Origin of the sequence: Variovorax trehalosi (assembly GCF_051216415.1) — a bacterium.
GTDB lineage: Bacteria > Pseudomonadota > Gammaproteobacteria > Burkholderiales > Burkholderiaceae_C > Variovorax.
Map to the genome: position 1 here is coordinate 1,619,780 of NZ_JBPJZG010000001.1, position 26,071 is coordinate 1,645,850.

General features: G+C 65.4%; 26 protein-coding genes. 9 read left to right on the forward strand and 17 right to left on the reverse strand.

What is annotated here, in order from left to right; all coding sequences use genetic code 11:
- Positions 1-9: 9 nt before the first annotated feature.
- From ACSFA7_RS07495 to guaB, 3 genes are all read right to left on the reverse strand, one after another.
- Positions 10-429, reverse strand: coding sequence for a type II toxin-antitoxin system VapC family toxin (locus ACSFA7_RS07495; protein WP_435498788.1), 420 nt, complete (start codon positions 427-429; stop codon positions 10-12).
- Positions 430-440: 11 nt separating this feature from the next.
- On the reverse strand, positions 441-689 hold the full coding sequence (locus ACSFA7_RS07500) for a type II toxin-antitoxin system Phd/YefM family antitoxin (RefSeq protein ID WP_435498789.1): 249 nt from the start codon (positions 687-689) through the stop codon (positions 441-443).
- A gap of 77 nt (positions 690-766) precedes the next feature.
- Positions 767-2,236: an IMP dehydrogenase gene (gene guaB, locus ACSFA7_RS07505; protein ID WP_435498790.1), complete on the reverse strand. Its 1,470-nt coding sequence runs from the start codon at positions 2,234-2,236 to the stop codon at positions 767-769.
- Between the two features lie 128 nt (positions 2,237-2,364).
- On the opposite strand from guaB, the gene ACSFA7_RS07510 reads away from it, so the two are divergent.
- Positions 2,365-2,886, forward strand: a complete 522-nt coding sequence (locus ACSFA7_RS07510; protein ID WP_435498791.1) for a DUF4124 domain-containing protein — start codon at positions 2,365-2,367, stop codon at positions 2,884-2,886.
- Between the two features lie 22 nt (positions 2,887-2,908).
- Here the strand turns inward: ACSFA7_RS07510 and ACSFA7_RS07515 are convergent, their stop codons facing one another.
- Together ACSFA7_RS07515 and ACSFA7_RS07520 are read right to left on the reverse strand one after the other, a co-directional pair.
- Positions 2,909-3,244, reverse strand: a complete 336-nt coding sequence (locus tag ACSFA7_RS07515) for an RnfH family protein (RefSeq protein ID WP_435498792.1) — start codon at positions 3,242-3,244, stop codon at positions 2,909-2,911.
- Positions 3,245-3,691 (reverse strand): type II toxin-antitoxin system RatA family toxin, encoded by a 447-nt coding sequence (locus ACSFA7_RS07520; RefSeq protein WP_435498793.1) that lies wholly within the window; start codon positions 3,689-3,691, stop codon positions 3,245-3,247.
- A gap of 62 nt (positions 3,692-3,753) precedes the next feature.
- Between ACSFA7_RS07520 and smpB the strand changes: the two genes are divergently transcribed.
- The 6 genes from smpB (at position 3,754) to ACSFA7_RS07550 (ending at position 8,113) form a co-directional block, all read left to right on the forward strand.
- A complete protein-coding gene (smpB, locus tag ACSFA7_RS07525; RefSeq protein ID WP_042576821.1) occupies positions 3,754-4,230 on the forward strand; it encodes an SsrA-binding protein SmpB in 477 nt (158 codons plus the stop codon).
- Between the two features lie 97 nt (positions 4,231-4,327).
- Entirely contained in the window at positions 4,328-4,717 is a 390-nt protein-coding gene (locus ACSFA7_RS07530; protein ID WP_435498794.1) for a COG4315 family predicted lipoprotein, read from the forward strand.
- A gap of 24 nt (positions 4,718-4,741) precedes the next feature.
- Positions 4,742-5,257 carry a sigma-70 family RNA polymerase sigma factor gene (locus ACSFA7_RS07535; RefSeq protein ID WP_435498795.1) on the forward strand — a complete coding sequence of 172 codons (516 nt, stop codon included), beginning with the start codon at positions 4,742-4,744 and terminating at the stop codon, positions 5,255-5,257.
- Positions 5,258-5,273: 16 nt separating this feature from the next.
- Positions 5,274-6,110 (forward strand): anti-sigma factor family protein, encoded by an 837-nt coding sequence (locus ACSFA7_RS07540; RefSeq protein WP_435498796.1) that lies wholly within the window; start codon positions 5,274-5,276, stop codon positions 6,108-6,110.
- 81 nt (positions 6,111-6,191) lie between these two features.
- Positions 6,192-6,584: a COG4315 family predicted lipoprotein gene (locus ACSFA7_RS07545; RefSeq protein WP_206173501.1), complete on the forward strand. Its 393-nt coding sequence runs from the start codon at positions 6,192-6,194 to the stop codon at positions 6,582-6,584.
- A gap of 86 nt (positions 6,585-6,670) precedes the next feature.
- Positions 6,671-8,113 carry a hypothetical protein gene (locus ACSFA7_RS07550; protein ID WP_435498797.1) on the forward strand — a complete coding sequence of 481 codons (1,443 nt, stop codon included), beginning with the start codon at positions 6,671-6,673 and terminating at the stop codon, positions 8,111-8,113.
- A 12-nt stretch (positions 8,114-8,125) separates the two neighbouring features.
- On the opposite strand, the gene ACSFA7_RS07555 is transcribed toward ACSFA7_RS07550, so the two are convergent.
- From ACSFA7_RS07555 to ACSFA7_RS07610, 12 genes are all read right to left on the reverse strand, one after another.
- Complete coding sequence (locus ACSFA7_RS07555; protein ID WP_435498798.1) at positions 8,126-9,049, reverse strand: DMT family transporter; 924 nt, start codon at positions 9,047-9,049, stop codon at positions 8,126-8,128.
- A gap of 15 nt (positions 9,050-9,064) precedes the next feature.
- Entirely contained in the window at positions 9,065-10,903 is a 1,839-nt protein-coding gene (gene typA / locus ACSFA7_RS07560; RefSeq protein ID WP_435498799.1) for a translational GTPase TypA, read from the reverse strand.
- Positions 10,900-11,868: a tRNA pseudouridine(55) synthase TruB gene (gene truB, locus ACSFA7_RS07565; RefSeq protein ID WP_435498800.1), complete on the reverse strand. Its 969-nt coding sequence runs from the start codon at positions 11,866-11,868 to the stop codon at positions 10,900-10,902. Before truB ends, typA begins: the two co-directional genes overlap by 4 nt.
- Before the next feature lie 2 nt (positions 11,869-11,870).
- Positions 11,871-12,242, reverse strand: a complete 372-nt coding sequence (rbfA, locus tag ACSFA7_RS07570; RefSeq protein ID WP_042576812.1) for a 30S ribosome-binding factor RbfA — start codon at positions 12,240-12,242, stop codon at positions 11,871-11,873.
- Positions 12,243-12,263: 21 nt separating this feature from the next.
- Positions 12,264-15,215, reverse strand: coding sequence for a translation initiation factor IF-2 (infB, locus tag ACSFA7_RS07575; protein ID WP_435498801.1), 2,952 nt, complete (start codon positions 15,213-15,215; stop codon positions 12,264-12,266).
- Positions 15,216-15,239: 24 nt separating this feature from the next.
- Positions 15,240-16,733, reverse strand: coding sequence for a transcription termination factor NusA (gene nusA, locus ACSFA7_RS07580; protein ID WP_198784016.1), 1,494 nt, complete (start codon positions 16,731-16,733; stop codon positions 15,240-15,242).
- Between the two features lie 16 nt (positions 16,734-16,749).
- Positions 16,750-17,397 carry a ribosome maturation factor RimP gene (gene rimP, locus ACSFA7_RS07585; RefSeq protein ID WP_435498802.1) on the reverse strand — a complete coding sequence of 216 codons (648 nt, stop codon included), beginning with the start codon at positions 17,395-17,397 and terminating at the stop codon, positions 16,750-16,752.
- Positions 17,398-17,593: 196 nt separating this feature from the next.
- Positions 17,594-18,790 carry a YbfB/YjiJ family MFS transporter gene (locus ACSFA7_RS07590; RefSeq protein WP_435498803.1) on the reverse strand — a complete coding sequence of 399 codons (1,197 nt, stop codon included), beginning with the start codon at positions 18,788-18,790 and terminating at the stop codon, positions 17,594-17,596.
- A 19-nt stretch (positions 18,791-18,809) separates the two neighbouring features.
- Entirely contained in the window at positions 18,810-20,438 is a 1,629-nt protein-coding gene (locus tag ACSFA7_RS07595) for an ABC transporter ATP-binding protein (protein WP_435498804.1), read from the reverse strand.
- A 5-nt stretch (positions 20,439-20,443) separates the two neighbouring features.
- The gene (locus ACSFA7_RS07600) at positions 20,444-21,487 is read right to left on the reverse strand and encodes an ABC transporter permease (protein ID WP_435498805.1); all 1,044 of its coding nucleotides are present in this window, start codon (positions 21,485-21,487) and stop codon (positions 20,444-20,446) included.
- Positions 21,480-22,514, reverse strand: a complete 1,035-nt coding sequence (locus ACSFA7_RS07605; protein ID WP_435498806.1) for a microcin C ABC transporter permease YejB — start codon at positions 22,512-22,514, stop codon at positions 21,480-21,482. Before ACSFA7_RS07605 ends, ACSFA7_RS07600 begins: the two co-directional genes overlap by 8 nt.
- Before the next feature lie 18 nt (positions 22,515-22,532).
- The gene (locus ACSFA7_RS07610; protein ID WP_435498807.1) at positions 22,533-24,332 is read right to left on the reverse strand and encodes an extracellular solute-binding protein; all 1,800 of its coding nucleotides are present in this window, start codon (positions 24,330-24,332) and stop codon (positions 22,533-22,535) included.
- Between the two features lie 37 nt (positions 24,333-24,369).
- Between ACSFA7_RS07610 and fabI the strand changes: the two genes are divergently transcribed.
- Together fabI and ACSFA7_RS07620 are read left to right on the forward strand one after the other, a co-directional pair.
- Positions 24,370-25,152, forward strand: a complete 783-nt coding sequence (fabI, locus tag ACSFA7_RS07615) for an enoyl-ACP reductase FabI (RefSeq protein WP_435498808.1) — start codon at positions 24,370-24,372, stop codon at positions 25,150-25,152.
- A 63-nt stretch (positions 25,153-25,215) separates the two neighbouring features.
- Positions 25,216-26,070: a DNA ligase gene (locus tag ACSFA7_RS07620; protein ID WP_435498809.1), complete on the forward strand. Its 855-nt coding sequence runs from the start codon at positions 25,216-25,218 to the stop codon at positions 26,068-26,070.
- The last annotated feature ends 1 nt before the right edge of the window (position 26,071 follow it).

The following is a 26,071-nucleotide window of genomic DNA, read 5'->3' on the forward strand; positions in this document are numbered from 1 at the left end:
CGAGAGGACTCAGAGCGTTGAAATGTCGAACAGCTTCACGCCCGCCTTGGGCGCTGCCTGGATGAGGTGCTCGTCGAAGGTGGCGAGCGGGAGATTGAGCGATTTGGCGAGCCAGAGGTAGCCCGCGTCGTAGGTCGAGATTCCGGCGTCGATGGCCACTGCGAGCACGGCCTTGTGCTGGGCGGGCGCGAGTTCGTGCAGTTCGACGCGATGGCGGATGGCGTCGAGCACGCTCCACAGCCCCTCGACAGCAGACGTCGGAATGCGGCCGCTGCGCACGCCGTTCGCAAGGATGTTGGCGCACTCCCATTGCCAGGCGTTGGGCGCCTGCGGCTCGACCTCGTCGCGGCGGATGGCGGCGTAGAGCTTGCGGGTGTGTTCGCTGGCCTGGTCGGGCAAGAGCCAGGCGGCGGTGACGGAAGCGTCCATGACGAAGGCTGTCACGATTGGCGCCCTTCGTCGAGCAGTGCGCGAATGGAAAGGCCCGGCTGGATGGTGGCGTGCAGCGCGTCGATCTGGCCGAGTTCGCGCTCGATCTGCTCGTCGGTGATGACGGGCTTGCGGCGCACCGGCAGCATGCGCACCACTTCTTTGCCGTGGCGGGTGATGCGAACCTCCTCGCCCTTTTCGACCGAGTCGATCAGGGCCGAGAAGTTGTTCTTGGCTTCAGCGATGCCGATGGATTGCATTTGGGCCAGAAAATTTGAATCTGGCCCAAATTTTAAACCGAATCTGGCCTGACTTTCAAGGTCTGGCCAGATTGGGCTTATTCAGCCCGGTAGTTCGGGGCTTCCTTGGTGATCTGCACGTCGTGCACGTGGCTCTCACGGATGCCGGCGGTCGTGATCTCGACGAACTCGGCCTTGTTCTGCATGTCCGCGATGGTGGCGCAGCCGCAGTAGCCCATGCTGGCGCGCACGCCGCCGGCCATCTGGTAGACGATGGAGACGATCGAGCCCTTGTAGGGCACGCGGCCTTCGATGCCCTCGGGCACGAGCTTGTCGGTGTTGGGGTTGCCGGTGGTCGATTCCTGGAAGTAGCGGTCGGCACTGCCCTGCTGCATCGCGCCGATGGAGCCCATGCCGCGGTAGCTCTTGTAGCTGCGGCCCTGGTACAGCACGATTTCGCCGGGGGCCTCTTCGGTGCCGGCGAACATGCTGCCCATCATCACGGTGCTCGCACCGGCGGCGATGGCCTTGGCGATGTCGCCCGAGTAGCGCACGCCGCCGTCGGAGATCAGCGGAACGCCCGTGCCCTGCAGCGCGGTGGCCACGCTGTCGACCGCCATGATCTGCGGCACGCCCACGCCCGCCACGATGCGGGTGGTGCAGATGGAGCCCGGGCCGATGCCGACCTTGACCGCGTCGGCGCCGACATCGGCCAGCGCACGCGCTGCGTCGCCGGTGGCGATGTTGCCGCCGATCACGTCGACCTGCGGATAGTTGCGCTTGACCCAGCGCACACGCTCGATCACGCCGGCGCTGTGGCCGTGGGCGGTATCGACCACGATGGCATCGACCCCGGCCTTCACCAGCGCTTCGACGCGCTCCTCGGTGCCGTCGCCCACGCCGACTGCCGCGCCTACGCGCAGGCGCCCGCTCGGGTCACGTGCGGCATTGGGGAAGCTGGTCTGCTTGGTGATGTCCTTGACGGTGATGAGGCCCTTGAGCTCCCAGTCGCTGTTGATGACCAGAAGGCGCTCGAGCTTGTACTTGTTGAGCAGCGCCTTGGCATCGGCGAGCGTGGTGCCATCGGGCACGGTGATGAGCTTGTCGCGCTGCGTCATGATTTCGCTGACGGGCACGTCGTAGCGGGTTTCGAAGCGCAGGTCGCGCCCCGTCACGATGCCGACCACCTTGCCGCCGTCGATCACCGGAAACCCGGAGATGCCGAGCTGGTCGGACAGCGCCATCACCTGGCGCACCGAGTGCGTCGGCGTGATCACCACCGGGTCGCGCAGCACGCCCGATTCATAGCGCTTCACGCGGGCCACTTCGGCGGCCTGCTGTTGCGCGGTGAGGTTCTTGTGCACGATTCCCATGCCGCCCTCCTGCGCGATGGCGATCGCGAGGCGGGCTTCTGTCACGGTGTCCATGGCCGCCGAGACGAGCGGCAGGTTCAGCGTGATGTTGCGGGAGAGTTTGGTGGCGAGGGAGGTGTCCTTGGGCAGGACCTGGGAGAACGCTGGCACCAACAACACGTCGTCGAAGGTGAGCGCTTTGCCGAGAAGGCGCATGAGTGAAGCTCCAAAAGACGGATTGTAACGAGGCTCCCGAGTCGTTCGCCGGCCCGGGCTTTTTCGGACCGTTGCAAAAGCACCCATCAAGGATGTTGCAAGAAGTAAGGCGAGGCTAAACTTCGGGGATGAAATTCATGCACTGGCTGCTGGTGGGATGTGTCGTGGCGCTGCCGCTCTCTGCGAGCGCGCAATGGCAATGGATCGACAAGAACGGCAAGAAGGTCTTCAGCGACCAGGCGCCGCCGCCCGACGTTCCCGAGAAGAACATCCTGCGCCGTTCGGGTACGCCGCCACCGCGGCCGGCCACTGGCATTGACGCCCCGGCGACCGAGGGCACCGAGGCGGCAGCGCCCAAGGCGCGCGAAAGCGCCGCGGCGCCCAAGCCGAGCGGCGTCGACAAGGAGCTCGAGGAAAAGACCAAGAAGGCCGAGGCTGAAGAGAAGGCCAAGCGCGCTGCCGAAGAGGCGAAGGTCGCCAAGGCCAAGGCCGACAACTGCGCTCGTGCCCGCGAAGGCAAATCCACGCTCGACAGCGGCATGCGCATTGCGAAGGTGAACGCCAAGGGCGAGCGCGAGATCATGGACGACAGCGCGCGCGTGGCCGAGCAGAAGCGGATTCAGTCGGTCATCGACAGCGACTGCAAATAAAAGACCGGCGGAACCGGCTGCCTCAGTAGCCGGTCTTGCCGCCCTTGCGCTGGCTCGCGAAGAGGCCGGTGCCCCGCGCGCCCTGGCGCTTGAAGCGCTCGCGGCGCGCCACCTTCGGATCGACCGTGAGCGGCCGGCACAGTTCGACGCGATCGCCGTCTTTCAGCACCTGGCTCCACTCGACCGTCCGGCCCCAGACACCCGGTGTCATGGCATGCCGCCAATCGAGATCGGGGAAGCGCTGAGACAATCCGCTCGCCTGCACCGCGTCGCTCAGGACGATGCCTTCTTCGAGCTGCAGGACCTGCTCGAACACCTCGCGTGCCGCGGGCGAGCAAGTCAGCGTGACCTCGATCATTCAGGGAGTGCCGTAGACCTGCTCGGCACGCTTGACAAAAGCCTCGACCAGGCTCGATGCGATGGTGTCGAACACCGGCCCCACGAGCGCCTGCAGGGCGAAGTTGCTGAAGCCGTAGCTCATGTGCAGCTCGACGCGGCAGGCGCGTTCGCCCGCTTCGCCCACGGGCACGAACTTCCAGTTGCCGTCGAGGTTGGAGAACGGCCCGTCGACCAGCTTGAGCTGCACCTCGCGTCCCGGCACATGCGTGTTGCGGGTGGTGAAGCTCTGGTGAAAGCCGCCGAAGGAGAGGCCGACTTCGGCGGTCATGCCGGCTTCGTCCTCTTCGATGATCCGGGCCTTGTCGCACCACGGAAGGAACTGCGGATACTTCGCCACATCGGTGACGAGCGCGTACATCTCTTCGGCGCTGTACCAGATGAGGACGGACTTGTTGACTGTTTTCATAGAATCGGTGCAGCGTGCGCGACGGATTGTATTGAAGCCATGCGCCCCCACCTTTCCGAGCCATGGCCACAAAGAAACAAGATACCTCCTCCCGCATTGCCGACAACAAGAAGGCCGCGTACAACTATTTCTTCGAAGAACGCTTCGAGGCCGGCATGGTGCTCGAAGGCTGGGAAGTCAAGTCGCTGCGCGAAGGCAAGGTGCAGCTCACCGACGGCTACGTGGTGATCCGCGACGGCGAGTTGTACGTCGTGGGCCTGCAGATCAACCCGCTCAAGAGCGCTTCGACGCACGTCAACCCCGACTCCATCCGCACCAAGAAGCTGCTGCTGCACAAGGAAGAAATCCGCCGGCTGGTCGGCAAGGTCGAGCAAAAGGGCTACACGCTGGTGCCGCTCAACCTGCACTGGAAGGCGGGCAAGGTCAAATGCGACATCGCACTGGCCAAGGGCAAGGCCGAGCACGACAAGCGCGACACCATCAAGGACCGCGAAGGCAAGCGCGAGGTCGAGCGCGCGATGAAGAGCCGCAGCCGCTGATCGTTCTTTTTTTGCGCGGCATGGAATAAAACGCGCTCTGCAGGCGTTTGTGCGGTGTCATCGGATTGCCGATGCCATCCAACCCAGGAGTCTTTCCATGTCGCCATTCCGCGCTTCTCGCATTTCCTCCGTCAGCATCGCCGCTGCCTTGCTCGGCAGCCTGCTCGCCCTCCCCGCATTCGCCCAACCCAAACCCGCCGATGGCGCGCTGGTCGGCGCGAACGGCATGACGCTCTACACCTTCGAGAAAGACACCGCCGGCAACGGCAAGTCCGTCTGCAATGGCGGCTGCGCCACCAACTGGCCGCCCTTCATGGCCGCCGACAGCGACAAGCCAAGCGGCGACTTCACCATCGTCACGCGCGACGATGGCAAGAAGCAGTGGGCTGCCAAGGGCTGGCCGCTCTACTACTGGGTGAAGGACACCAAGCCGGGCGACAAGACCGGCGACGGGGTGGGCGGCAACTGGAAGACCGCCAAGCCCTGATCCGCCCCCGCTCCCGGCCCACCCATGGACGCCCGCCTGCTGGTCGACCACATCCCGAGCCTGCGCCGCTATGCGCGCGCGCTCACGGGCAACACGTGGGCGGCCGACGACCTGGTGCAGGACACCCTCGAGCGGGCCTGCAGCAAGTGGCGGCTCTGGGTGGTGGGGAGCGACCTGCGCGCATGGCTCTTCACGGTCATGCACAACATCTTCGCGAGCCAGGTGCGGCGCACGCCGCCGCCGCACAGCGTGGTGCCGCTGGACGATGCCACGCACGAGTTGCATGGTGGCATCGATCCGGGCCGCGACCAGGGCGCGAGCCTCGACCTGCAGCGCTGCCTGCTGCAATTGCCCGAGGAACAGCGCGCCGTGCTTCTGCTGGTGACGCTCGAAGACATGTCCTATGCCGAGGTGGCGAAGGTGCTGGGCATTCCCGCCGGTACCGTGATGTCGCGCCTCTCGCGCGCCCGCGTGCGGCTGCAAGAACTGCTCGACGGTGCCGCCGCCCCGCATCGTCCGGGCCTCCGCCGCCTCAAGTGAAACCCGCCGCCGCACCATGAACCGCCCCGCCCCGCCCCCCATCGATGTCACCGACGACGAATTGCATGCGCTGGTCGACGGCCAGCTCGGCCCGGATCGCCGGCTCGCGGTCGAGGAGGCTCTGGCGCGCGACCCGGCCATGGCAGCGAAGGTCGCGGCCTGGCACACGCAACGCGATGCCCTGCGCCGCTTGCATGGCGAACTGCTGGACGCCCCCATTCCGGCGCCGCTGATGAGCGCACTCGACCGCAACCTGCCCCGGCAGGCCCGGCGCAGCAGCTGGATGCGCTGGGGCGGCATGGCGGCCGGTGTGCTCGTCGCGTTTGCCGCGGGCTGGCTCGGCAACGCGCAATGGTCGGCATCGCGCAACCCGTCGGCCGTGCTGGCCAAGGCGCCCGCGATGCGCGAGTTCGTGCACGACGCGTCGATCGCCCATGTCGTCTACGCGCCCGAGAAAAGACACCCGGTCGAAGTGGCCGCTTCCGAGCAGCAGCACCTCGTGCAATGGCTCTCGAAGCGCCTCGACAGGCCGCTCAAGGTGCCCGACCTGAGCACCCTGGGATACACGCTCGTCGGCGGCCGTCTGCTGCCTGGGGAAACCGGCGCACGCGCCCAGTTCATGTTCGAAGACGCGGCGGGCGAGCGCATCACGCTCTACATCGGGACCCTCGACGCGCAGGCCGCGGGATCGTCGTCGGCCGCGCTGAAGGAAACCGCCTTCCGCTTCGCCTCCGAAGGCCCGGTGCCGAGTTTCTACTGGGTCGACCAGGGCTTCGGGTATGCCGTTGCCGGCAAGCTACCGCGTGATGTTTTGCTGAAACTCGCGACCCTCGCCTACCGCGATTTGTCGTGAGGCCGGCATAAACTGCCGGCTCGCGCAACAACCCGCTTGCCTTGTTTGTTTTCGCGATTTTTCAACCGAAGGAGAAACTGCATGAAATTGCTCAGCGCCTCGATCCTCGCGGCGGCCCTGCTCGCCGGCTGCGGCGGCATGTCCAACAAGACCGCCAGCGCCCCCGATACGCCCACCCGCACCGCCGACGGCGTGCTGGTCGGACCGAACGGCATGACGCTCTACACCTTCACCAAGGACACGGCCGGCAGCGGCACCTCCGTCTGCAACGCCCAGTGCGCAGCCAACTGGCCGCCGCTCCCCGTGGCCGACACCGCCAAGCCCATCGGCGGCTACACCATCATCATTCGCGAAGACGCCAAGCGCCAATGGGCCTACAAGGGCTGGCCGCTGTACTACTGGGCCAAGGATGCCAAGCCGGGCGACAAGACCGGCGACGGCGTGGGCGGCAACTGGAAGATCGCCCGCCCCTGACCGGCACGGCAGTCACCTGATCGCAAAGGCTCCGGCTCACGCCGGGGCCTTTTTTATTGGCGCCTGCGCCACGGCAGAATCGCCGCATGAATCCTGCAGCTGCGAATCCGGATGCGTTCCTCGCCCTTCTCTCCTACGGCCTGATCACCGACGCGCAGCACGACGCCGTGCTCGCCCATCCCGAGACCGCCACACTCCCGCCGATTCCCGGCCCTACGCACGCGCTGGCCTGGATGTGCGTGAAGGGCCTTGTCACCCAGGAAGAAATCGACGCTGCCGTCGAACGGCTCGAGGAGGCTTCGCCGCCCGTCGCCACCGCCGACGATGCGGCCGAGGTCGCCTATGACGCCGAGGAATTCGTGGAGCTCGGCGACCGCGGCATCACGCACGAAGCGGTGAACGCGCTCTTCAATGACGGCCTCGTCGATGCCGAGACACGGGACATGGCCCTCGAAGAAACGCCGCTGGTCGGCAGCGTGGCCGCCGCACCGGCCGCCACGCTGGCCTGGATGGTGATCGACGGGCCACTCGAGAAGGAGCTTTTCGAGGTCACATGCGCCGAGGTCGCGGCCGAGCCGGCCTTTGCCATGGCAGCGGACCGGGCCCGCATCGTGGCCGAGGCGCAAGAAGAGATCGCGGCCGACGAAAAGGCAGTCGGCGCGTGGCGGTCCGCCGCGCAAGGCAAGCGGCGCCGGGGTGCCTGGCTCTCCCGACTGGTCACGCTGGCGGTCGTGGGCGGCCTCGGCTGGTACTTCTTCGCGCCGGAAGGCGTGCCGGCCTGCAACGCCGACACCACGCACAAGACGCTGGAGAGCCTGATGCTCCGCGTATCGATCGACGCGCGCACCCAGGGCCTGCGCGAAGTCGGCATCCCGACCCTGAGCGGACTGCGCGAAATCGGCTACCGCAAGGACGAGCGCATCCGAGGTTGCATGGCGACGATGGCCCGGGGCGACGAGACCAAGTCGATCGCGTACACGATCGGCCCGACCTCTGCCGACGACGACAAGATGATGGTGCGCGGTGCCGACCCGGTCATCGTGGAGGCTCGCTTCGGCAATCTGGATGCCAAAGGCAAGCCGCTCTACAACGCCGAGCCTATCGGGCGCGTGGCAGCGGAGAAGGCCTTCCGTGACGGCGTGACCGCCGTGCAGTCGAGTTCGCCCGCCGCGGCGATGCTTCAGCGCCAGCTCGAACGCCAGCGCGCCCGCCAGCGTTCCACCACCGGCCTCGTGGTCACCGACGCCGACCGCGAACGCGAAATCGCCGATTTCGAACCTACCGGCCCCTGCCGCGTGCATGAAGACGGCGTGAGCCGAGTCTGTCCGTTGGTCGTCGAATACAACGACAGCCTGCTGGCCACCATCGGTCGTGCGCAGTCGCTGCCGCTGATCGGCGAGTTCACCTTCGTGCAGGACAACGGCAACTGGCGCATGAGCGACGATTTTGCGAAGCGCTTTACCCGGGCAGTGACGGAGGCCCGACTTATCGGCCTGGGCGTGACGGACGCCGTTGCGATGCCCGAGTAGGTCTTCGGGCGCCTAGTGCGCGCCCGGCACTGCGGTGTCGGCCACCGTCGTGCGGCGCCCACGCAGCGCCAGCAGTTCGTTGAACACCAGCGCGCCGATGACGAGCGCACCGCCGGTCAACACGCTCGCCGCCGGCGCCTCGTCCGCGCCGATCCAGGCCAGCGCGATGCCGAAGATCACTTCGAGCAGCGCCAGCAAGGCCACTTCAGGCGCCTTCAGCACTTGCGCGCAGAGCACCGACAGCACGCAGGGAATGGCCAGCTGGAACACGCCCAGGAAGGCCAGCAGGCCGAGGTCGTGCGCACTCGCCTGGAACGGCAAGGCAAAGGGCAAGGTGAACAAGGCGGTGAGCACCGCGCCGATCAGCACGGCGGGCACCAGGTCGATGTCATGTCCCTTGGCCTGCGCATGTTGAACCACCGTCCAGTTGGTGGCGCCGGCCAACGGCACGCACAGCGCGACCAGGGTGCCGAGCAGCGAACTACCGCCCGCCCCACCCTGCATCAGCTGCGTGCCGTACATCCAGCCAATGCCCAGCCCGGCCACCACGATGGCCGCCCAGGTGCGGGCAGGAAGGCGGTGGCCGATGAAGATGCGCGCCGCGAGCGCGGTGAGCAGCGGCCCGAGCGACATCGTGACCAGCACGCTCGCCGTCGAAGCCATCGTGAGCGCCACCATGAAGGCCGTGAACATCACGGCCCAGCAGACGCCCGAGATCCAGAGTTCGCGCCCGCCGCTGCGCAACTGCGTGAACGCGGCGCGCCCCCGCCAAAGCGGCAAGATCACCAGCAGCGCCAGCGTCGTGAAGAGGCTGCGCCAGAAGGTGATCTCGAAACTGTGCGCCTCTGCGAGGTGCCGTGTGACGACGCCCGCCGTGCCCCACATCAGGGTCACGACGACCATCAGCCACACAGCCCCGCCGTGCGTCAGGCGCATGCAACCCGCAGACGGTCAGCCCATCGACGTGTCGCGGCCGGCGCGCTTGCGCTCGTGTTCCTTCAGGAAGCGCTTGCGAAGACGCACGCTCTTGGGCGTGATTTCGACCAGCTCGTCGTCCTCGATGAATTCCACGCCGTATTCGAGCGTGAGGTCGATCGGGGGCGTGATCTTGATCGCGTCTTCCTTGCCCGAGACGCGGAAGTTCGTCAGCTGCTTGGTGCGCGTGGCGTTCACCACCAGGTCGTTGTCGCGGCTGTGGATGCCCACGATCATGCCTTCGTACACCGGGTCGTTGGCGCGCACGAACATGCGGCCGCGGTCGTCCAGCTTGCCCAGGGCGTAGGTGAAGATTTCACCGTCGTCCATCGAGATCAGCACGCCGTTCTTGCGGCTGCCGATGTCGCCCTTGTGCGGCTCGTAGCTGTCGAAGATGTTGCTGATGAGGCCCGAGCCACGCGTCAGGTTCAGGAATTCGTTGGTGAAGCCGATCAGGCCACGCGCCGGAATGCGGTACTCCAGGCGCACACGGCCGCGGCCGTCCGGTTCCATGTTGACCAGCTCGCCCTTGCGCTCGCCCAGGGCCTGCATCACGCCGCCCTGGTGCTGGTCCTCGATGTCTGCGGTCACCAGTTCGATGGGTTCGTGCTTTTCGCCGTTGACGGTGCGGAACACCACGCGCGGCTTCGACACGGCCATTTCATAGCCTTCGCGGCGCATGTTTTCCAGCAGGATGGTCAGGTGCAGTTCGCCGCGGCCCATCACTTCGAAGATGCCTTCTTCGTCGGTCTCGTTCACGCGCAGCGCGACGTTGTGCTGCAGTTCCTTCTGCAGGCGGTCCCAGATCTGGCGGCTGGTGACGAACTTGCCTTCGCGGCCGGCCAGCGGGCTGGTGTTCACGCAGAAGTTCATGGTCAGGGTCGGTTCGTCGACCTTGAGCATCGGCAGCGGCGCCGGATTGGTGGGGTCGGTCACGGTCACGCCGATGCCGATGTCAGTGATGCCGTTGATCAGCACGATCTCGCCCGGGCCGGCTTCGGTGGTCTGCACACGGTCCAGGCCCTGGAAGGTCAGCACCTGGTTGACGCGGCCCTTGACGGCCTTGCCGTCCGGACCTTCCATGACCACCACGTCCATCATCGGACGCAGCGTGCCCTGGCTGATGCGGCCCACGCCGATGCGGCCGACGAAGGTCGAGAAGTCGAGCGCGGAGATCTGCAGTTGCAGCGGCGCTGCAGGGTCGCCCTTCTGTGCCGGCACGTGCTTCAGGATGGTGTTGAACAGGGCCGACATGTCAGGGCCCCACTGCTCGCCGGGAGCGCCTTCTTCGAGCGACGACCAACCGTTGATGCCCGAGGCGTACACCACGGGGAAGTCGAGCTGTTCGTCGGTCGCGCCGAGCTTGTCGAACAGGTCAAAGGCGGCGTTGACCACCTTGTCGGGGTTGGCGCCGGGCTTGTCGACCTTGTTCACGACCAGGATGGGCTTCAGGCCCAGGGCCAGCGCCTTCTTGGTCACGAAGCGCGTCTGCGGCATCGGGCCTTCCTGCGCGTCGATCAGCAGCACCACGCCGTCGACCATCGACAGCGCGCGTTCCACTTCACCGCCGAAGTCCGCGTGGCCCGGGGTGTCGACGATGTTGATGTGCGTGCCTTCCCAGGTCACGGCGCAGTTCTTGGCCAGGATCGTGATGCCACGTTCCTTTTCGATGGCGTTGTTGTCCATCACCGTGTCGACGACCTTCTCGTGATCGGCGAAGGTGCCCGACTGGCGCAGCAACTGGTCGACCATGGTGGTCTTGCCATGGTCCACGTGGGCAATGATGGCGATATTGCGGATTTGCTTGGTACTCATGGTGTCGCTTCTGTCTGTTGTGCGTTCAAAAGAATTTGCTGAATTTCGATGGGGTTCAGCAAGCGCCCCGGGATCAGTTCGTTGGCGGCGATGTGCGCCGTACCGAGGAAGGCAGGCGGCGTGTCGCCGAACACCGCCACATGGTCGGCGTCAGACCAGGAGCCACGGCGGCGCAGGCCGGACAAAAAGCGCCCCGCATCTTCGCTGCCGAGCATGACGATCGTGTGGCCCTCGACCAGGGATTCGGCAGGCAACAACCGGGCCAGCCGCTCTTCCTCGTCCATGGCTTCGAGCGCTTCGAGCGTGATGCACTGCGCCACGCCGAAACCGCCGGTGGCCGTGCGGCGCAGCGACGTGAGGTGCGCGCCACAGCCCAGCGCCTCGCCGATGTCTTCGCCCAGTGTGCGGATGTAGGTGCCCTTGCTCACCGAGGCCACGATGCGGATCGCGTTGCCAGCCGATTCGGAAGCGGCCTGGGTGATCTTCAAGGCGTGGATCACCACGTCGCGCGGTGCGCGTTCGATCTCGATGCCTTCACGGGCATATTCGTAGAGCGCCTTGCCGTCCTTCTTGAGGGCGCTGTGCATCGGCGGAACCTGGCGGATCGGACCGGTGAACTGCGCCTCGGCGCGGGCCAGGTCTTCCGCAGTGACATGCACCGGACGCTCGGCAATCACCTCGCCCTCGGCGTCGCCGGTCGAGGTCTTGATGCCCAGGCGTGCCGTGGCTTCGTAGGTCTTGTCCGCATCCAGGTGCAGCTGGCTGAACTTGGTGGCTGCGCCAAAGCACAGCGGCAGGACGCCGGTGGCCAGCGGATCGAGCGTGCCGGTATGGCCCGCCTTTTCGGCGCGCAGCAACCACTTGGCCTTCTGCAAGGCCTGGTTGCTGGAGAGTCCCAGCGGTTTGTCGAGCAACAACACCCCATGCACAGGGCGCCGCTGCACCCTTGTGCGTGGCGCATTCATCGCTATTCGTCTTTCGAACGGGAAGCGACAGCCTGCGCGATGAGCGCATTCATGTCGGCCGCACGCTCGGTGGTGCGGTCGAACAGGAAGTGCAGCGTCGGCACGGTGTGGATATGGAGGCGCTTGAACAGGCCGTTGCGGAGGAACCCCGCGGCCTGGTTGAGCGCTGCGGTGGTCTCGTCAACGTCGCCCGTGAGCATGCTGAAGTAGATCTTCGCGTGCGCATAGTCGGGCGTGACCTCGACCGCCTGGATCGTGACCATGCCCACGCGCGGGTCCTTCAACTCGCGCGCGATCAACTCCGTCAGATCCCGCTGGATCTGGTCGGCGACCTTGAAGGCGCGGTTTGGGGCTGCTGCTTTTCTTTTGGGCATTGACTCGGTCGCATCGAACGCTTACAGCGTCCGGGCGATTTCCTTGATTTCAAAGAATTCGAGTTGATCGCCCTCTTTGATGTCGTTGTAGTTCTTGAGCTTGATACCGCACTCAAAACCTTCGCGGACTTCGCGGACATCGTCCTTCATGCGCTTGATCGAGTCGACTTCGCCGGTGTAGATCACCACGTTGTCGCGCAGCAGGCGGAAATGCGCACTGCGGTTGACCGAGCCCGAGGTGATGTACGAACCTGCGACCGTACCGATCTTCGAAGCCACGAACACCGTGCGGATCTCGGCCGAGCCGATGATCTCTTCGCGGCGCTCCGGAGCCAGCATGCCCGACATCGCAACCTTGATCTCGTCCACAGCGTCGTAAATGATGCTGTAGTAGTTCAGTTGCACGCCGTTGCTCTCGGCCAGCTTGCGCGCACCGGAATCGGCACGCACGTTGAAGCCGATCACGATCGCCTTGGAGGCGATGGCGAGGTTGATGTCGCTTTCGCTGATGCCGCCGACGCCGGCGTACACCATCTGAACCTTGACTTCCTCGTTCGCCAGCTTGAGCAGCGACTGGGCCAGCGCTTCCTGCGAGCCCTGCACGTCGGCCTTGATGATGATCCGCAGCGTCTGCACTTCGCCCGCCGACAGGTCGGTGAACATGTTCTGCAGGTTCGCGGCCTGGGCCTTTGCCAGCTTCGTGTTGCGGAACTTGCCGGCACGGTAAGTGGCGATTTCGCGCGCACGGCGCTCGTCGGCCATCACCATGAACTCGTCGCCCGCTTGCGGCACTTCGGTCAGGCCCTGGATCTCGACCGGAATCGACGGACCCGCGGTCTTGATGGTCTTGCCGTCTTCGTCCAGCATGGCGCGCACGCGGCCATAGGTCGAGCCGGCCAGCACCACGTCGCCGGTCTTGAGCGTGCCGGACTGCACCAGCACGGTCGCGACCGGACCGCGGCCCTTGTCGAGCTGCGCTTCGATGACCAGGCCCTTGGCGGCGGCATCCACCGGCGCCTTGAGTTCCAGCACTTCGGCCTGCAGCAGCACCTGTTCGAGCAGGTCGTCGATGCCCTGGCCGGTCTTGGCCGACACCGGCACGAACGGCACGTCGCCGCCGTACTCTTCAGGCACGACCTCTTCGGCCACCAGTTCCTGCTTGACGCGGTCCAGGTTGGCGTCGGGCTTGTCCACCTTGTTGATCGCAACCACGATCGGCACACCAGCAGCCTTCGCGTGCTTGATGGCTTCCTTGGTCTGGGGCATGACGCCGTCGTCGGCCGCCACCACCAGGATCACGATGTCGGTGGCCTGCGCACCGCGGGCACGCATGGCGGTGAACGCCTCGTGACCCGGGGTGTCGAGGAACGACACCATGCCGCGTTCGGTTTCGACGTGGTACGCACCGATGTGCTGCGTGATGCCGCCGGCTTCGCCCGCAGCGACCTTGGCGCGGCGGATGTAGTCGAGCAGCGAGGTCTTGCCGTGGTCGACGTGACCCATGACGGTCACGACCGGTGCGCGCGGCAGGGCTTCCGCCGTTTGCGCCGACACGTCCTCGTCGGTGAAGGCTTCCGGATCGTCCAGCGCGGCAACCACCGCGTTGTGACCCATTTCCTCCACCAGGATCATGGCCGTGTCCTGGTCGAGCGACTGGTTGATGGTCGCCATCTGGCCCAGCTTCATCAATTGCTTGATGACTTCGCCGGCCTTCACGGCCATCTTGTGCGCGAGCTCGGCCACCGTGATGGTTTCCGGCACGTGCACTTCCAGGATGCGCGCCTCGACCGGTGCGGCCGGTGCGTGTTCCTCGTGACCACCGCGATCGTTGCCGCGACGGCCGCGCGGGCCTCCGCGCCAGTTGCCGCGGCCGACACCACCGCTGGCATCGCCGCGGGTCTTGATTTCCTTCTTCTTGGCAGGATCACCAGCCCAGCTCGACGAAAGCTTGGCCGACTTGACTTCCTTGCCGGCACCGGCTGCTGCGCCAGGGGCTGCAGCAGCACCCGGTGCGGCTGGCGCACCAGGACGCGCGGCGGGGGTAGCTGGCTTGTGCAGCGTGCCCTTGACCGCGGCCTTTTCGGGCTGCGGCTTCTCGGGCGCCTTGTGCGGCACCAGCACGCGGGCCGGTGCGTTCATCATGGCCCGGATGGCTTCGGCCTCGGCGAGGGCCTTGCGGCGACGCTCGTCCAGGTCCTTGGCGCGGGCGGCTTCCTCGTCGGCACGGGCCTTCGATTCGGCGGCGGCCTTGGCCTTCGCGTCTTCCTTGGCTTGCGTGGCGGCGGTCTGTGCGGCCAGTTTGGTATCGGCGGCTTGCTGTTCGGCGGCGGCCGCAGCGGCTGCGGCAGGCGCTGCAACCGGCTTGGCTGCTTCCTTGGCAGGCGCAACGGCAGCGGCTTCGGCAGCAGCCTTCTTTTCGGCGGCGATGCGTGCGGCTTCCTGCTCCTGCTCGGCGCGCTCGGCCTTTTCGGCCTGCTCGCGTTCGCGGGCTTCGGCTTCTTCGCGGAGGCGGCGCTTCTCGACCAGTTCTTCTTCCTGGCGGCGGATCAGCTCGGCTTGGCGGCGTGCCTCTTCCTCGCGGCGGGCCAGTTCGGCCTCGTCCACGCGCGGTTCGGCCGGCGCGGCGGCGGGCGCCTCGGCGGCTTGCTGCACCGGCTCGGCCGGGTGGCCTTCATCGCGCTGGATGAAAGTGCGCTTCTTGCGCACTTCGACCTGGATGGTGCGGGCGCGGCCGGTGGCGTCGGCCTGCTTGATCTCGCTGGTCGACTTCTTGGTCAGCGTGATCTTCTTGCGCTCGGGCTCGGCGGTGCCGTGGCTGGCTTTGAGAAAGCCGAGCAGGCGCTGCTTGTCAGCCTCGGTGAGTGCATCGGTGGGTGCCGCTTTGGGCACGCCTGCGCTCTTGAGCTGGTCAAGCAAGGTTTCGGGAGTCTTCTTGAGCTCGTTCGCGAACTCGGCGACAGTGGTACTGGACATATTGGTTTCGTGCCTCCATGGCCATCACTCTTGGCCGGCGAACCAATGTTCGCGGGCTTTCAAGATGAGGGCTTTGGCGTCATCGGCGCTGTGGCCGGTGATCTCGGTGAGTTCATCGACCGCGAGGTCGGCGAGGTCGTCACGGGTGTTCACACCCGCTTCGGCCAACTTGGGAATCAGCTCGGGGTCCAGGCCTTCGAGGTCGCGCAGGTTCTGCGATACCGGCGACTGGGTCTCGACGCCCTCTTCCTTGGCGATTTCCATGGTCAGCAGCGCATCCTTGGCACGCGAGCGCAGCTCATTGATGGTGTCTTCGTCGAACGCTTCGATCTCGAGCATTTCGGAAATCGGCACATAGGCGACTTCTTCCAGGCTGTTGAAGCCCTCGGCGATCAGGATGTCGGCGATTTCTTCATCGACATCGAGCTTTTCCATGAAGAGCTTGCGGCTGGCATCCGTTTCGGTCGCCTGCTTCTGGGCCGACTCGTTGGCGTCCATGATGTTGATCTTCCAACCGGTGAGGTCGGAAGCCAGGCGCACGTTCTGGCCGCCGCGGCCGATGGCGATGGCGAGGTTTTCCTCGTCGACCACCACGTCCATGGCGTGCTTTTCCTCGTCCACCACGATGGACGACACGTTCGCCGGCGCCAGGGCGCCGATCACGAATTGGGCCGGGTCTTCGCTCCACAGCACGATGTCGACGCGCTCGCCGGCGAGTTCGTTCGTGACCGCATTCACGCGGGTGCCGCGCACGCCGACGCAGGTGCCGATCGGATCGACCCGCTTGTCGTGCGAGAGCACGGCGATCTTGGCGCGCGAACCCGGGTCACGGGCGCAGCTCTTGATTTCGAGCAGGCCCTGTTCGATTTCGGGCACTTCCTGGCGGAACAGCTCGATCATGAACTCGGGGGCCGAGCGCGACAGGATGATCGGCGCGCCGCGCAGCGTCAGGTCGACTTCCATGATCATGGCCCGCACGCGGTCGCCATTGCGCAGGTTTTCCTTGGCAATCATCTCGCTGCGGCGCAGGCGCCCTTCGACGCGGCCGGCCTCCACGATGATGTCGCCCTTGTCGAGGCGCTTGACGGTGCCCACGAAGATCTTGTCGCCGCGCGACATGAAGTCGTTGAGCAGCATCTCGCGCTCGGCGTCGCGGATCTTCTGCAGGATCACCTGCTTGGCGGCCATGGCGCCGATGCGGCCGATCGGCACCGAGTCCACCGCTTCTTCGATGTACTCGCCGACCTCGATGTCCGACATTTCTTCCTTGGCTTCGAACAGGAGGATTTCCTGGTCGGGCAGCTGCAGGCCGGCTTCGTCGGGAACGACGTGCCAGCGGCGGAAGGTTTCGTAGTCGCCGCTGTCGCGATCGACGGCGACGCGGATGTCCACATCACCCTGATGGAGCTTCTTGGTGGCTTGCGCCAGTGCGGATTCGACCGCGCCGAAGACGACGTCGCGTTCGACGTTCTTCTCGCGCGAGATCGCATCCACCAACATCAACATTTCGCGATTCATGCCACCACTCCTCTTGTCAGTCAGGAACGTTCGTTCCGTCGTCAATATCCGAAAAACCCGGTTGGGTTTTGGCCCTGCGGCCCTTGAAATCCACAATCGGCGCGAGCCGCGCATCGCGCAGTTCGTCCAATACGAAGCCCAGCGCATGCAACGGTGCAGGCGCGCGCTTCTTGCTCACTTTTTGACCCGGCTTGGGCTCGGGCGCATCGCTCCAGACGATTTGCCAGCCCGGGGCTGCGTCAGCCCCTTCTGCCTTTTCAGCACGCTCCAGCGTGCCGCGAAATTTCTTGCGGGTGGCAGACACCTGGCCCGCCGCCGCCACGCCCATGGGCGCCTTGAGCGTGATGTCGATCACCGCGCCCACGAAACGCTCGAAATCCTGCTCGTTGCGCAGCGGCCTGTCGATACCGGGCGAGGACACCTCGAGCCGCTTGTAATCGACACCATCGACCTCGAGCGCGAACTGCAGTTGCCGCGTCACCTTCTCGCAGTCTTCGACCGTCACGAAGGGTTCCGGCACACCCGCAGCCACAGCTTCGGAGGTGGGGGCCGCCCAGGGCAAATCAATCGTCACGCGCAGCAATCCCCCGGCCGAGCGTTCGATCTCGACCAGGTCGTAGCCAAGACCGGCCACGGTTTGTTCTACTATTTGCTGCAATGCCACGTGTTCGAAAGTGCCTTTTAAATACTCAATTCGCCGAATTCGCGATATCCGCCACCGCGAATACCTGAACCTCGGCGAACGCAACGAATGATCAAGAATGCATAGACCAAAAAAAACGGGCGGTTGGTACCCGCCCGTTTGGTCGTGAGCCTCGAATTATATGCTATTCGTGTGATAAATGAAGGGGCATTGCAGCTCAGACAGTCACCGGACGACGAGATTTCGACCAGACCACCGCAAACAGCACCGCGCCGAGCGCCAATGCCGCCGCCGCAACCAGCAGTGGCTGCTCGAACGAGCCAGTGCGCTGCGCCAGGGGCGCCGCGAACAGCGGGCCGATGATCTGCCCCACCCCGTAGGACGCCGTGGCATAGCCGATCAGCCCCGCCGCAGCATTGCCGCGCAGCCGACGTGCTTCCCGCATCGCGAAAAGAGTGATTGCAGTGAACGGCATCCCCAGTAGCAGGCTGCCCAGCGCAAACCCAATGATCGTGGGCCATGCCACGGAAAGCACCACGCCCAGCGCCTGCAATGCATAGGCGGCCGCCAGCAGGAGCCGGTTGTCCCAATGGGTAGGCGCGCGGGCGCCGATCAGTGCGCCCGGAATGATGGCCGCGCCGAACAGCGGCCAGAAAAAATCGGGCCAGGACGATCCCGGCAGCGCCTGGCGCGCGATCACCGGCAGGAAAGTGGCCGTGATGATGTAGCCGAAGCCCGCCAGCCCATAGAGCGCGACCAGCCAGATCGCATCGCTGCGATCCGCGCCGGATGCGATTGCGCTGCTTGCGGTCACAGGGGCTTTGGCGCTGCCGCCCTGCGCGACTTCACCGTCATCGAACACCCGCCAGATGATCGCGATGAGCACCACGGCCAGCAGGCCCAGGCCGATCCATCCCACCTCGGAACCCCAGCGGCCCAACGCCCCGCCGAGCAACCCGGTCATGGCGATCCCGATGCCCGGCCCGGTGTAGATCACCCCAGCCAGCGTCGGCGAATTCGTTTCGGCCAGCCGCCGCAGGCCCCAACCCGAGGCAAAGACGAAGACCCAGGCGCTCATCACACCGGCTGTCGCGCGCAGGATACCCCAGCCCGCGAAGCTGTGGAGCAGGCCCATGCCGATCAGCAATGCCGCCGTCGCGGCCAGCCCGCCCCGGACCATGCTCGACGCCTTGATCCCGATGGCCGCGCAGCTCACCGCCCCGAGAAAATAGCCTAGGTAATTGAGCGACGCCAGCACGCCGCCCCCGGCCAGCTCCAGTTTTCCCTCGCCCAGCATGATGGGAAGCATGGGCGTGAAGGCGAAGCGCCCGAGGCCCATGGCCACCGCCAGCGTGACCATGCAGGCCAGCGCCGCGCGCCAGGCGCCGCGGCGGTCCTGTCCGTTTACCGACATTTCTTCGTCTCTTTTCGTTCTATTCCAGCAGCGCCGCGGCCACCAGCTTCTGCGTATAGGGATGTGCCGGCGCATCGAGCACGCGCTCGACCGACCCGGTTTCGAGGATGGCCCCGTCCTTCATCACGATGACCTGGTGCGCCATGGCGCGGATCACCTCGACGTCGTGGGTAATCAAGAGGTAGCTCAGCCCCCGCTCGCGCTGCAGGCGTTGCAGCAAGCCCAGCACCTGCTTCTGGATCGTCACGTCGAGCGCACTGGTCGGCTCGTCGAGCACCAGCAATTGCGGATCGACGATCAATGCACGCGCGATCGCGAGCCGCTGCCGCTGGCCGCCCGAGAACTCGTGCGGATAGCGGTCGAGCAGCGCAGGAAACTGCGCCTCGGTCAGCCCCACGTCCGCCAGCGCCGCGAGCGAACGGGCCCTGCGCGCCTTCGTGTCGAGTTCCGGCGCATGGACGCGCAGCCCCTCCCCCACGATCTGCTCGACCGTCATGCGCGGCGAGAGCGAGGAAAACGGGTCCTGGAACACCACCTGCATCGTGCGGCGAAGGGCCAGATCCGAGGCGCGATCGACCGCCCAGCCCTTGCCGTCCACCTTCAGTTCGCCTCGGTATTTCAAGAGTCCGAGCGCCGCAAGCGCGAGCGTCGACTTGCCCGAGCCCGACTCGCCGACCACGCCCAGCGTCTCGCCCGGCACGATGCGGAAATCGGCCCCCTGCACTGCAATGAACTCGCCCTTGCGGAACCACCCGGCAAAACCAGGCCTCGCCACCGGATAGCTCACGCGCAGCGCCTTGGCTTCGAGTACAGGGGCGGCGTCGGCACGCGCTGCCACCGCCGCCACGTCGCGCTCCGGATGGCTGTCGATCAGCTTGCGGGTGTAGGCGTGCTGCGGGGCGTCGAAGACAGTGGCCACGGCGCCGTGCTCGACGATGTGGCCGTTCTCCATTACCGCGACGCGGTCAGCGAAGCGGCGCACGAGGTTCAGGTCGTGGGTGATCAGCAGCACGGCCATGCCGTACTTGCGCTGCAGGTCGGCCAGCAGCTCGAGGATCTGCGCGCGCACCGTGACGTCCAGCGCGGTGGTCGGTTCGTCGGCCAGCAAGAGGCGCGGCTTGCAAGCGAGCGCCATGGCGATCATGGCTCGCTGGCGCTGGCCGCCCGAGAGCTGGTGCGGGAACGACCGCGCCCGCCGCGCCGGCTCGGGAATGCCGGTGTCGGCCAACAGTTGGACGGCAGCCGCCTGCGCCGCGCGGGCAGACAGCCCCTCGTGCAGCTCGAGCACCTCGGCGATCTGGTCTCCCACGCTGTAGAGCGCGTTGAGCGCGGTCATCGGCTCCTGAAAGATCATTGCGATCTCCTTGCCGCGGATGCCACGCAACTCGCGCTCGGGAATCGCCAGCAGGTCGCGCGCGCCCTGCGAGGATTCGGGGCCGAAGAGCCTTGCGACACCTGCGAGGTCGGCGTTCTGTACCAGACGCAGCAGCGATAGCGCCGTGACGGTCTTGCCCGAGCCCGACTCGCCCACCAGCGCGAGCTTTTCGCCCGCGCCGACCTGGAAGTCGACGCCGTGCACGACTTCCTTGCCGCTGAAGGAGACGCACAGGCCCTTCACGTCGATCAAGGGCTTCTTGGGTGGATGCATGTCGCTCACTTGTCGGCCTTCCGCGGATCGAGCGCATCGCGCAGCGCGTCGCCCATGAAGGTCAGAAGCATCAGCGTGACGACCAGCACGCAAAAGGTGGAGAGAGAAATCCACCAGGCATCGATGTTGGCCTTGCCCTGGCTCAGCAGTTCGCCAAGCGACGGCGTCCCTGGCGGCACGCCCAGGCCCAGGAAATCGAGCGAGGTCAGCGCCAGGATGGCCGCGCTCATGCGGAACGGCAGGAAAGTCACGACCGGCACCATGCTGTTGGGCAGGATGTGGCGCCACATGATCTGCAGGTTGCTCACCCCCAGGGCGCGCGCGGCGCGCACGTAGTCCATCTGGCGGTTGCGGAGGAACTCGGCGCGGACGTAGTCCGAGAGCGCCATCCAGCCGAACATGCTCAGCAAGATGAGCAGCAGCGAGACGCTGGGCGTGAAGATGGCACTGAAGATGATCAGCAGGTAGAGCTCCGGCATGGAACTCCAGATTTCGATGAAGCGCTGGAACAGCAGGTCGGTCTTGCCGCCGAAGAACCCCTGTATCGCGCCCGTGATGATCCCGAGCACCACCCCGATTGCGGTGAGCGCAAGCGCGAACAGCACGCTCACGCGGAACCCATAGATCAACTGCGCCAGCAAGTCGCGCCCTCTGTCGTCAGAGCCGAGAAAGTTCTCCCTCGACGGCGCGGCAGGATTGGGTTGGGTTGCGAAGTAATTGAGGGTGCGCGGACCATAGCGGTTGGGCGCGTAGATCGCCCAGTTCGTGCCCGCGGTGATGCGCTCCCGGATGAAGGGATCCAGGTAGTCCGCCGACGTTTCGAAATCACCGCCGAAGGTTTTCTCCGAGTAGTCCCGCAGCACCGGGAAATAGGTTTGTCCTTCGTAGCGCACGACAAGCGGCTTGTCGGTGGAAATCAACTCCGCGAAGAGACTCAGCACCACGAGAGTCGAGAAGACGACAAGGCTCCAGAAACCCAGCGGATTGCGGCGGAAGCGACGCCAGGCGCGAAGGCGCGGGCTGACCGACTCGGCGGACGCGCTAGTCAAACTTCACCCTCGGATCGACCCAGACATAGCAAAGATCGGAAATCAGCTTGGTCACCAGACCGATCAGCGTGAACAGGTAGAGCGTGCCCAGCACCACCGGATAGTCGCGCCGGATCACGCTTTCGTAGCTCAGAAGACCCAGACCGTCGAGCGTGAACAACGTCTCTATCAGCAGCGCACCGGTAAAGAAGGCACCAATGAACGCAGCCGGAAAGCCCGTGATGATAGGGATCAGCGCGTTGCGAAAGACATGCTTCCATAGCACTTGGCGCTCGGCGAGCCCTTTGGCCCGGGCCGTCAGTACGTACTGCTTGCGGATCTCCTCGAGAAAGGAGTTCTTGGTCAGCATGGCCGTGACGGCAAAACTGCCGAGCACCATGGCCGAGACCGGCAAGGCGATGTGCCAGAGGTAGTCGACGATGCGTGCGCCCCAAGTCAGGGTCTCCCAGTTTGGCGAGGTCAGTCCTCGAAGTGGAAACCACTGCAACTTTCCGCCGAAGATCACCAGCAGCGCCACGCCAAGTACGAAGCCCGGAATGGCATAGCCGATGAGCACGATGAGCGTGGTGACGAAGTCAAAGCGCGAGCCGGCCCGCACAGCCTTCGCCACGCCCAGTGGAACGGCGATGAGGTAGCTGATGAAAAAGGTCCAGAGTCCCAGGCTGATGGAGACCGGCAGCTTCTCCTTCACCAAGTCCCACACAGCCTTGCGCTGATAGAAGCTCGTGCCAAGATCAAGCCGCGCAAACGACTTCAGCATGACCCAGAAGCGCTCGTGGGCTGGCTTGTCGAAACCGTAGAGCACCTTGATTTCCTCGATGCGCTGCGGGTCCAGCCCCTGGCGGCCGCGATACCCGGCGCCGCTGGCCGCCGCGCCCTCGCCGCCCGAGTCCCTGCCTTGAAGCTGGGAAACCAGTTGCTCCACCGGTCCGCCCGGCACGAACTGGATGACGGCGAAGGTGACGACCAGCACGCCGAGCAGCGTGGGGATCATCAACAGCAGACGCTTGAGGATGTAGCTTGCCATGGATATTCGTGCCTGACTCTACTTGTTGGAAGACGACGCCCACCAGGTCGAGAGCGCCCAGTCGTCGGCCTGGTAGTAAGGCGGAATCGTCGGTGGCAGCACGAAGCTGCGCGGACGGTATCCGATCAGGAATGAATTGCTGTAGTACATCGGGATCGAGTAATACCCGTTCGACAGCACGCGATCGAGCGTGCGCATCGCTGTGGCCAGTTCTACGCGCGTGGTCGCCGTAGCCACCTTGCCCAGAATCGCGTCGACAGCCGGGTCGGCAATGCCCCACGAGTTGGCCGAACCCGGGGTGTCCGCAGCCTTCAGTCCGAAAAGTTCGAAGAGTTCGCCGCCCGGCGCCATGCTCCCGAGCAGGCGCCTCGACGTCATTTCGAAGTCGAAGTTGTCCATGCGCTGCTGCGCTAGCGAGAAGTCGACCGTCCGGAAAGTCATCTCGATCCCCAACTTGCGCAGCGCGGACTGGAACGGCGTCGCCACTCGGATCAACGTAGGCTGGTCGTTGAGGAACTCGATGGTGAAGGCCTCACCCTTCGCATTTCGCAGCGCGCCATCCTTGTAGTTCCAACCGGCCTCGGCCAGCAATGCACGTGCCTGGCGCAGGTTCTCGCGCAGGCTGTGGGGCGGCACGGTGCTCGATGGGAGCGGAGCCGGGCCAAAGACCTCCGGCCGCAGTTTGGACCGAAGCGGCTCCAGGAGCGCCAGTTCGTCTGGCTTGGGCAAGCCTTCGGCATGGAACTCGCTGTTCGGAAAGTAGCCCTGCACGCGCGTGTAGATGCCGTAGAAGAGTTGGCGGTTGAGCCACTCGAAGTCCATTGCCAGCCCGATGGCCTGGCGCACGCGAACGTCCTTGAACTTCTCCTTGCGTGCATTGAAGACGTAGCCCTGGAAATCCCCAGGGTTGTTGTTGGTGAACTCGCGCTTGAGGATCTCGCCGCTATCGAACTGCTTGCCCTTGTACTGCCGCGCCCAATTGCGCGAGGTGAATTCGCGCATGAAGTCGAACTCGCCGGCCTTGAGCCCTTCGAAGCGCGAGGTTTCGTCGAGGTAGACCTTGTAGGTGACACGATCGAAGTTGAACTGGCCCTTGCGCACTGCGAGTTCGGCGCCCCAATAGTCCGCGTTGCGTACATAGGTGATGTCGCGACCCAGTCGGTCGCTGGCCGGCCGGTACGGTCCGGAGGCGATCGGCACCTCCGTCGTGATCTGGTCGAAGGGCTTGCCCGCACCCCATTTACGGCTGAACACCGCCATGCCACCGACCACCAGGGGCAATTCGCGATTCGGGTTGGCGAAATCGAAGCGAACGGTGCGCTCATTCAATGCGCTCGCACCCTTCACTTCAGCGTAGACGGTGCGGTACACCGGCGAAGCGAGCTTGCCCGTCAGCGTCTTGAACGAATGCACGACGTCCGCGGCGAGCACGGGCGATCCGTCGTTGAAGCGTGCCTTCGGGTTGATGCGGAAGGTGGCAGAAAGCCGATCCGGCGCGACCTCCACGTCCTCGGCCAGCAGGCCGTAGACAGTGGTCGGCTCCTCCATGTTGCCGATGAGCAAGCTCTCGAACATCAGTGGACCAAGTCCGGATGGCGCCGTGCCCTTGAGAGTGAAGGGATTGAACTTGTCGAAGTTGGTGGGGCGGGTCGGCGGCACCATGCGGATCTCGCCGCCTTTCGGTGCCTGCGGGTTCACATAGCCGAAGTGCGTGAACCCGGCCGGATACTTGATGTCCCCGAACTGCGCATAGGCATGGGCAGCCCACGAAGGAGCCGCCGAGAGCGCCAACATCATCCAAAGCAGCCAACCTCGCATGCGAGAATTCTGCCCAAGATTTTCACAAGGCAACTTCATGGGCTTTCTTTCCGGCAAAAAACTGTTGATCACCGGTGTGTTGAGCAATCGCTCGATCGCTTACGGCATCGCCAAGGCGTGCCACGAACAAGGCGCGGAGCTCGCCTTCAGTTATGTCGGCGAACGATTCAAGGACCGTATCACCGAATATGCCGCAGACTTCGGCTCGAGCCTGATTTTTGATTGCGACGTGAGCGACGACGCGCAGATCGACAAGCTCTTCGCCGACCTCGCCCAGGCCTGGCCCAAGTTCGACGGCTTCGTCCACAGCATCGGCTTCGCCCCGCGCGAAGCCATTGCCGGCGACTTCCTCGACGGCCTCTCGCGCGAAGGCTTCAGGATCGCGCACGACATCAGTGCCTACAGCTTCCCGGCCATGGCCAAGGCGGCCCTGCCCTACCTCAACGACAAGTCGGCCCTGCTCACGCTCACCTACCTGGGCGCCGAGCGCGCGCTGCCCAACTACAACACCATGGGCCTGGCCAAGGCCTCGCTCGAAGCCTCGGTGCGCTACACCGCCTCGTCGCTGGGCCCGAAGGGCATGCGCGTGAACGGCATCAGCGCCGGTCCCATCAAGACGCTGGCCGCGAGCGGCATCAAGGGCTTCGGCAAGATGCTGGCGGCCGTGGCCGACGCCTCGCCGATCCGCCGCAACGTGACGATCGAGGAAGTGGGCAACGTCGCCGCCTTCCTGCTGAGCGACCTGGCCAGCGGCGTGACGGCCGAGATTACCTACGTGGACGGCGGCTTCAGCAACGTCGTCGGGGGCATGGCGGAGTAAGCCTGCCCTCTTCCCGACGGCTTGCAGCGATCGTCGAACGGTCGCTACTCATTTCATAGCATCGTGCTCAATCGACGTTCCCTCCTGCTCGCAGTCTTGGCCGCGGCCCTGGTCTCCCCGGCGCAGGCGCGCAATACCGCGCCTGCGCTGATGCTGGCCGACGTGTACCGCCCCGGCATGTCGCTGGCCGACTACTGGGTCAGCGAGAAGTACGACGGCGTGCGCGGCTACTGGGACGGCAAGCAGCTCTGGACACGCGGCGGCGAGCCCGTCGCGGCGCCCGCATGGTTCATCGCGTCGCTGCCGAAGCAGCCGCTCGATGGCGAGCTGTGGGCCGGCCGCGGCCGCTTTTCGCACGCGGTCTCCACCGCACGCAGCCAGACGCCGAACGAGGTCGCCTGGCGCGAGATGCGCTTCATGGTCTTCGACATGCCGGCCCAGCCCGGCGACTTCACTGCCCGCCTGGCGGCCCTGCGCAAGCTGCTGCCGATCACCGATGCACCGTGGGTCGTCCTCGTGCCGCAGGAACGCGCCACCACGCACGCCGAACTGCAGGCCCTGCTCGACAAGACGGTGAAGATGGGCGGCGAAGGCCTGATGCTGCACCGCGGCGGCTCGCTCTACCGCAGCGAGCGCAACAACGACCTGCTCAAGGTCAAGCCTTACGACGATGCCGAAGCCCGCGTAGTCGGTCATGTGACTGGCAAGGGCCGCAACAGCCATCGGCTTGGCGCACTCGTCGTCGAGACACCTGAAGGCAAGCGCTTCAAGCTTGGCACCGGCTTGACCGATGCCGAGCGAGAGAACCCGCCCGCCATCGGCGCCTGGGTCACCTATCGATTCAATGGCACGAATGCCAGCGGCCTGCCGCGGTTTGCTCGCTTCATGCGGGTGCGCGAAGACGCCCCGCACTCCTGAA

Coding starts and splice junctions, on each gene's coding strand:
- ACSFA7_RS07495 (WP_435498788.1), bottom strand. CDS start 429: ATGGACGCTTCCGTCACCGCCGCCTGGCTCTTGCCCGACCAGGCCAGC.
- ACSFA7_RS07500 (WP_435498789.1), bottom strand. CDS start 689: ATGCAATCCATCGGCATCGCTGAAGCCAAGAACAACTTCTCGGCCCTG.
- guaB (WP_435498790.1), bottom strand. CDS start 2,236: ATGCGCCTTCTCGGCAAAGCGCTCACCTTCGACGACGTGTTGTTGGTG.
- ACSFA7_RS07510 (WP_435498791.1), top strand. CDS start 2,365: ATGAAATTCATGCACTGGCTGCTGGTGGGATGTGTCGTGGCGCTGCCG.
- ACSFA7_RS07515 (WP_435498792.1), bottom strand. CDS start 3,244: ATGATCGAGGTCACGCTGACTTGCTCGCCCGCGGCACGCGAGGTGTTC.
- ACSFA7_RS07520 (WP_435498793.1), bottom strand. CDS start 3,691: ATGAAAACAGTCAACAAGTCCGTCCTCATCTGGTACAGCGCCGAAGAG.
- smpB (WP_042576821.1), top strand. CDS start 3,754: ATGGCCACAAAGAAACAAGATACCTCCTCCCGCATTGCCGACAACAAG.
- ACSFA7_RS07530 (WP_435498794.1), top strand. CDS start 4,328: ATGTCGCCATTCCGCGCTTCTCGCATTTCCTCCGTCAGCATCGCCGCT.
- ACSFA7_RS07535 (WP_435498795.1), top strand. CDS start 4,742: ATGGACGCCCGCCTGCTGGTCGACCACATCCCGAGCCTGCGCCGCTAT.
- ACSFA7_RS07540 (WP_435498796.1), top strand. CDS start 5,274: ATGAACCGCCCCGCCCCGCCCCCCATCGATGTCACCGACGACGAATTG.
- ACSFA7_RS07545 (WP_206173501.1), top strand. CDS start 6,192: ATGAAATTGCTCAGCGCCTCGATCCTCGCGGCGGCCCTGCTCGCCGGC.
- ACSFA7_RS07550 (WP_435498797.1), top strand. CDS start 6,671: ATGAATCCTGCAGCTGCGAATCCGGATGCGTTCCTCGCCCTTCTCTCC.
- ACSFA7_RS07555 (WP_435498798.1), bottom strand. CDS start 9,049: ATGCGCCTGACGCACGGCGGGGCTGTGTGGCTGATGGTCGTCGTGACC.
- typA (WP_435498799.1), bottom strand. CDS start 10,903: ATGAGTACCAAGCAAATCCGCAATATCGCCATCATTGCCCACGTGGAC.
- truB (WP_435498800.1), bottom strand. CDS start 11,868: ATGAATGCGCCACGCACAAGGGTGCAGCGGCGCCCTGTGCATGGGGTG.
- rbfA (WP_042576812.1), bottom strand. CDS start 12,242: ATGCCCAAAAGAAAAGCAGCAGCCCCAAACCGCGCCTTCAAGGTCGCC.
- infB (WP_435498801.1), bottom strand. CDS start 15,215: ATGTCCAGTACCACTGTCGCCGAGTTCGCGAACGAGCTCAAGAAGACT.
- nusA (WP_198784016.1), bottom strand. CDS start 16,733: ATGAATCGCGAAATGTTGATGTTGGTGGATGCGATCTCGCGCGAGAAG.
- ACSFA7_RS07590 (WP_435498803.1), bottom strand. CDS start 18,790: ATGTCGGTAAACGGACAGGACCGCCGCGGCGCCTGGCGCGCGGCGCTG.
- ACSFA7_RS07595 (WP_435498804.1), bottom strand. CDS start 20,438: ATGCATCCACCCAAGAAGCCCTTGATCGACGTGAAGGGCCTGTGCGTC.
- ACSFA7_RS07605 (WP_435498806.1), bottom strand. CDS start 22,514: ATGGCAAGCTACATCCTCAAGCGTCTGCTGTTGATGATCCCCACGCTG.
- ACSFA7_RS07610 (WP_435498807.1), bottom strand. CDS start 24,332: ATGCGAGGTTGGCTGCTTTGGATGATGTTGGCGCTCTCGGCGGCTCCT.
- fabI (WP_435498808.1), top strand. CDS start 24,370: ATGGGCTTTCTTTCCGGCAAAAAACTGTTGATCACCGGTGTGTTGAGC.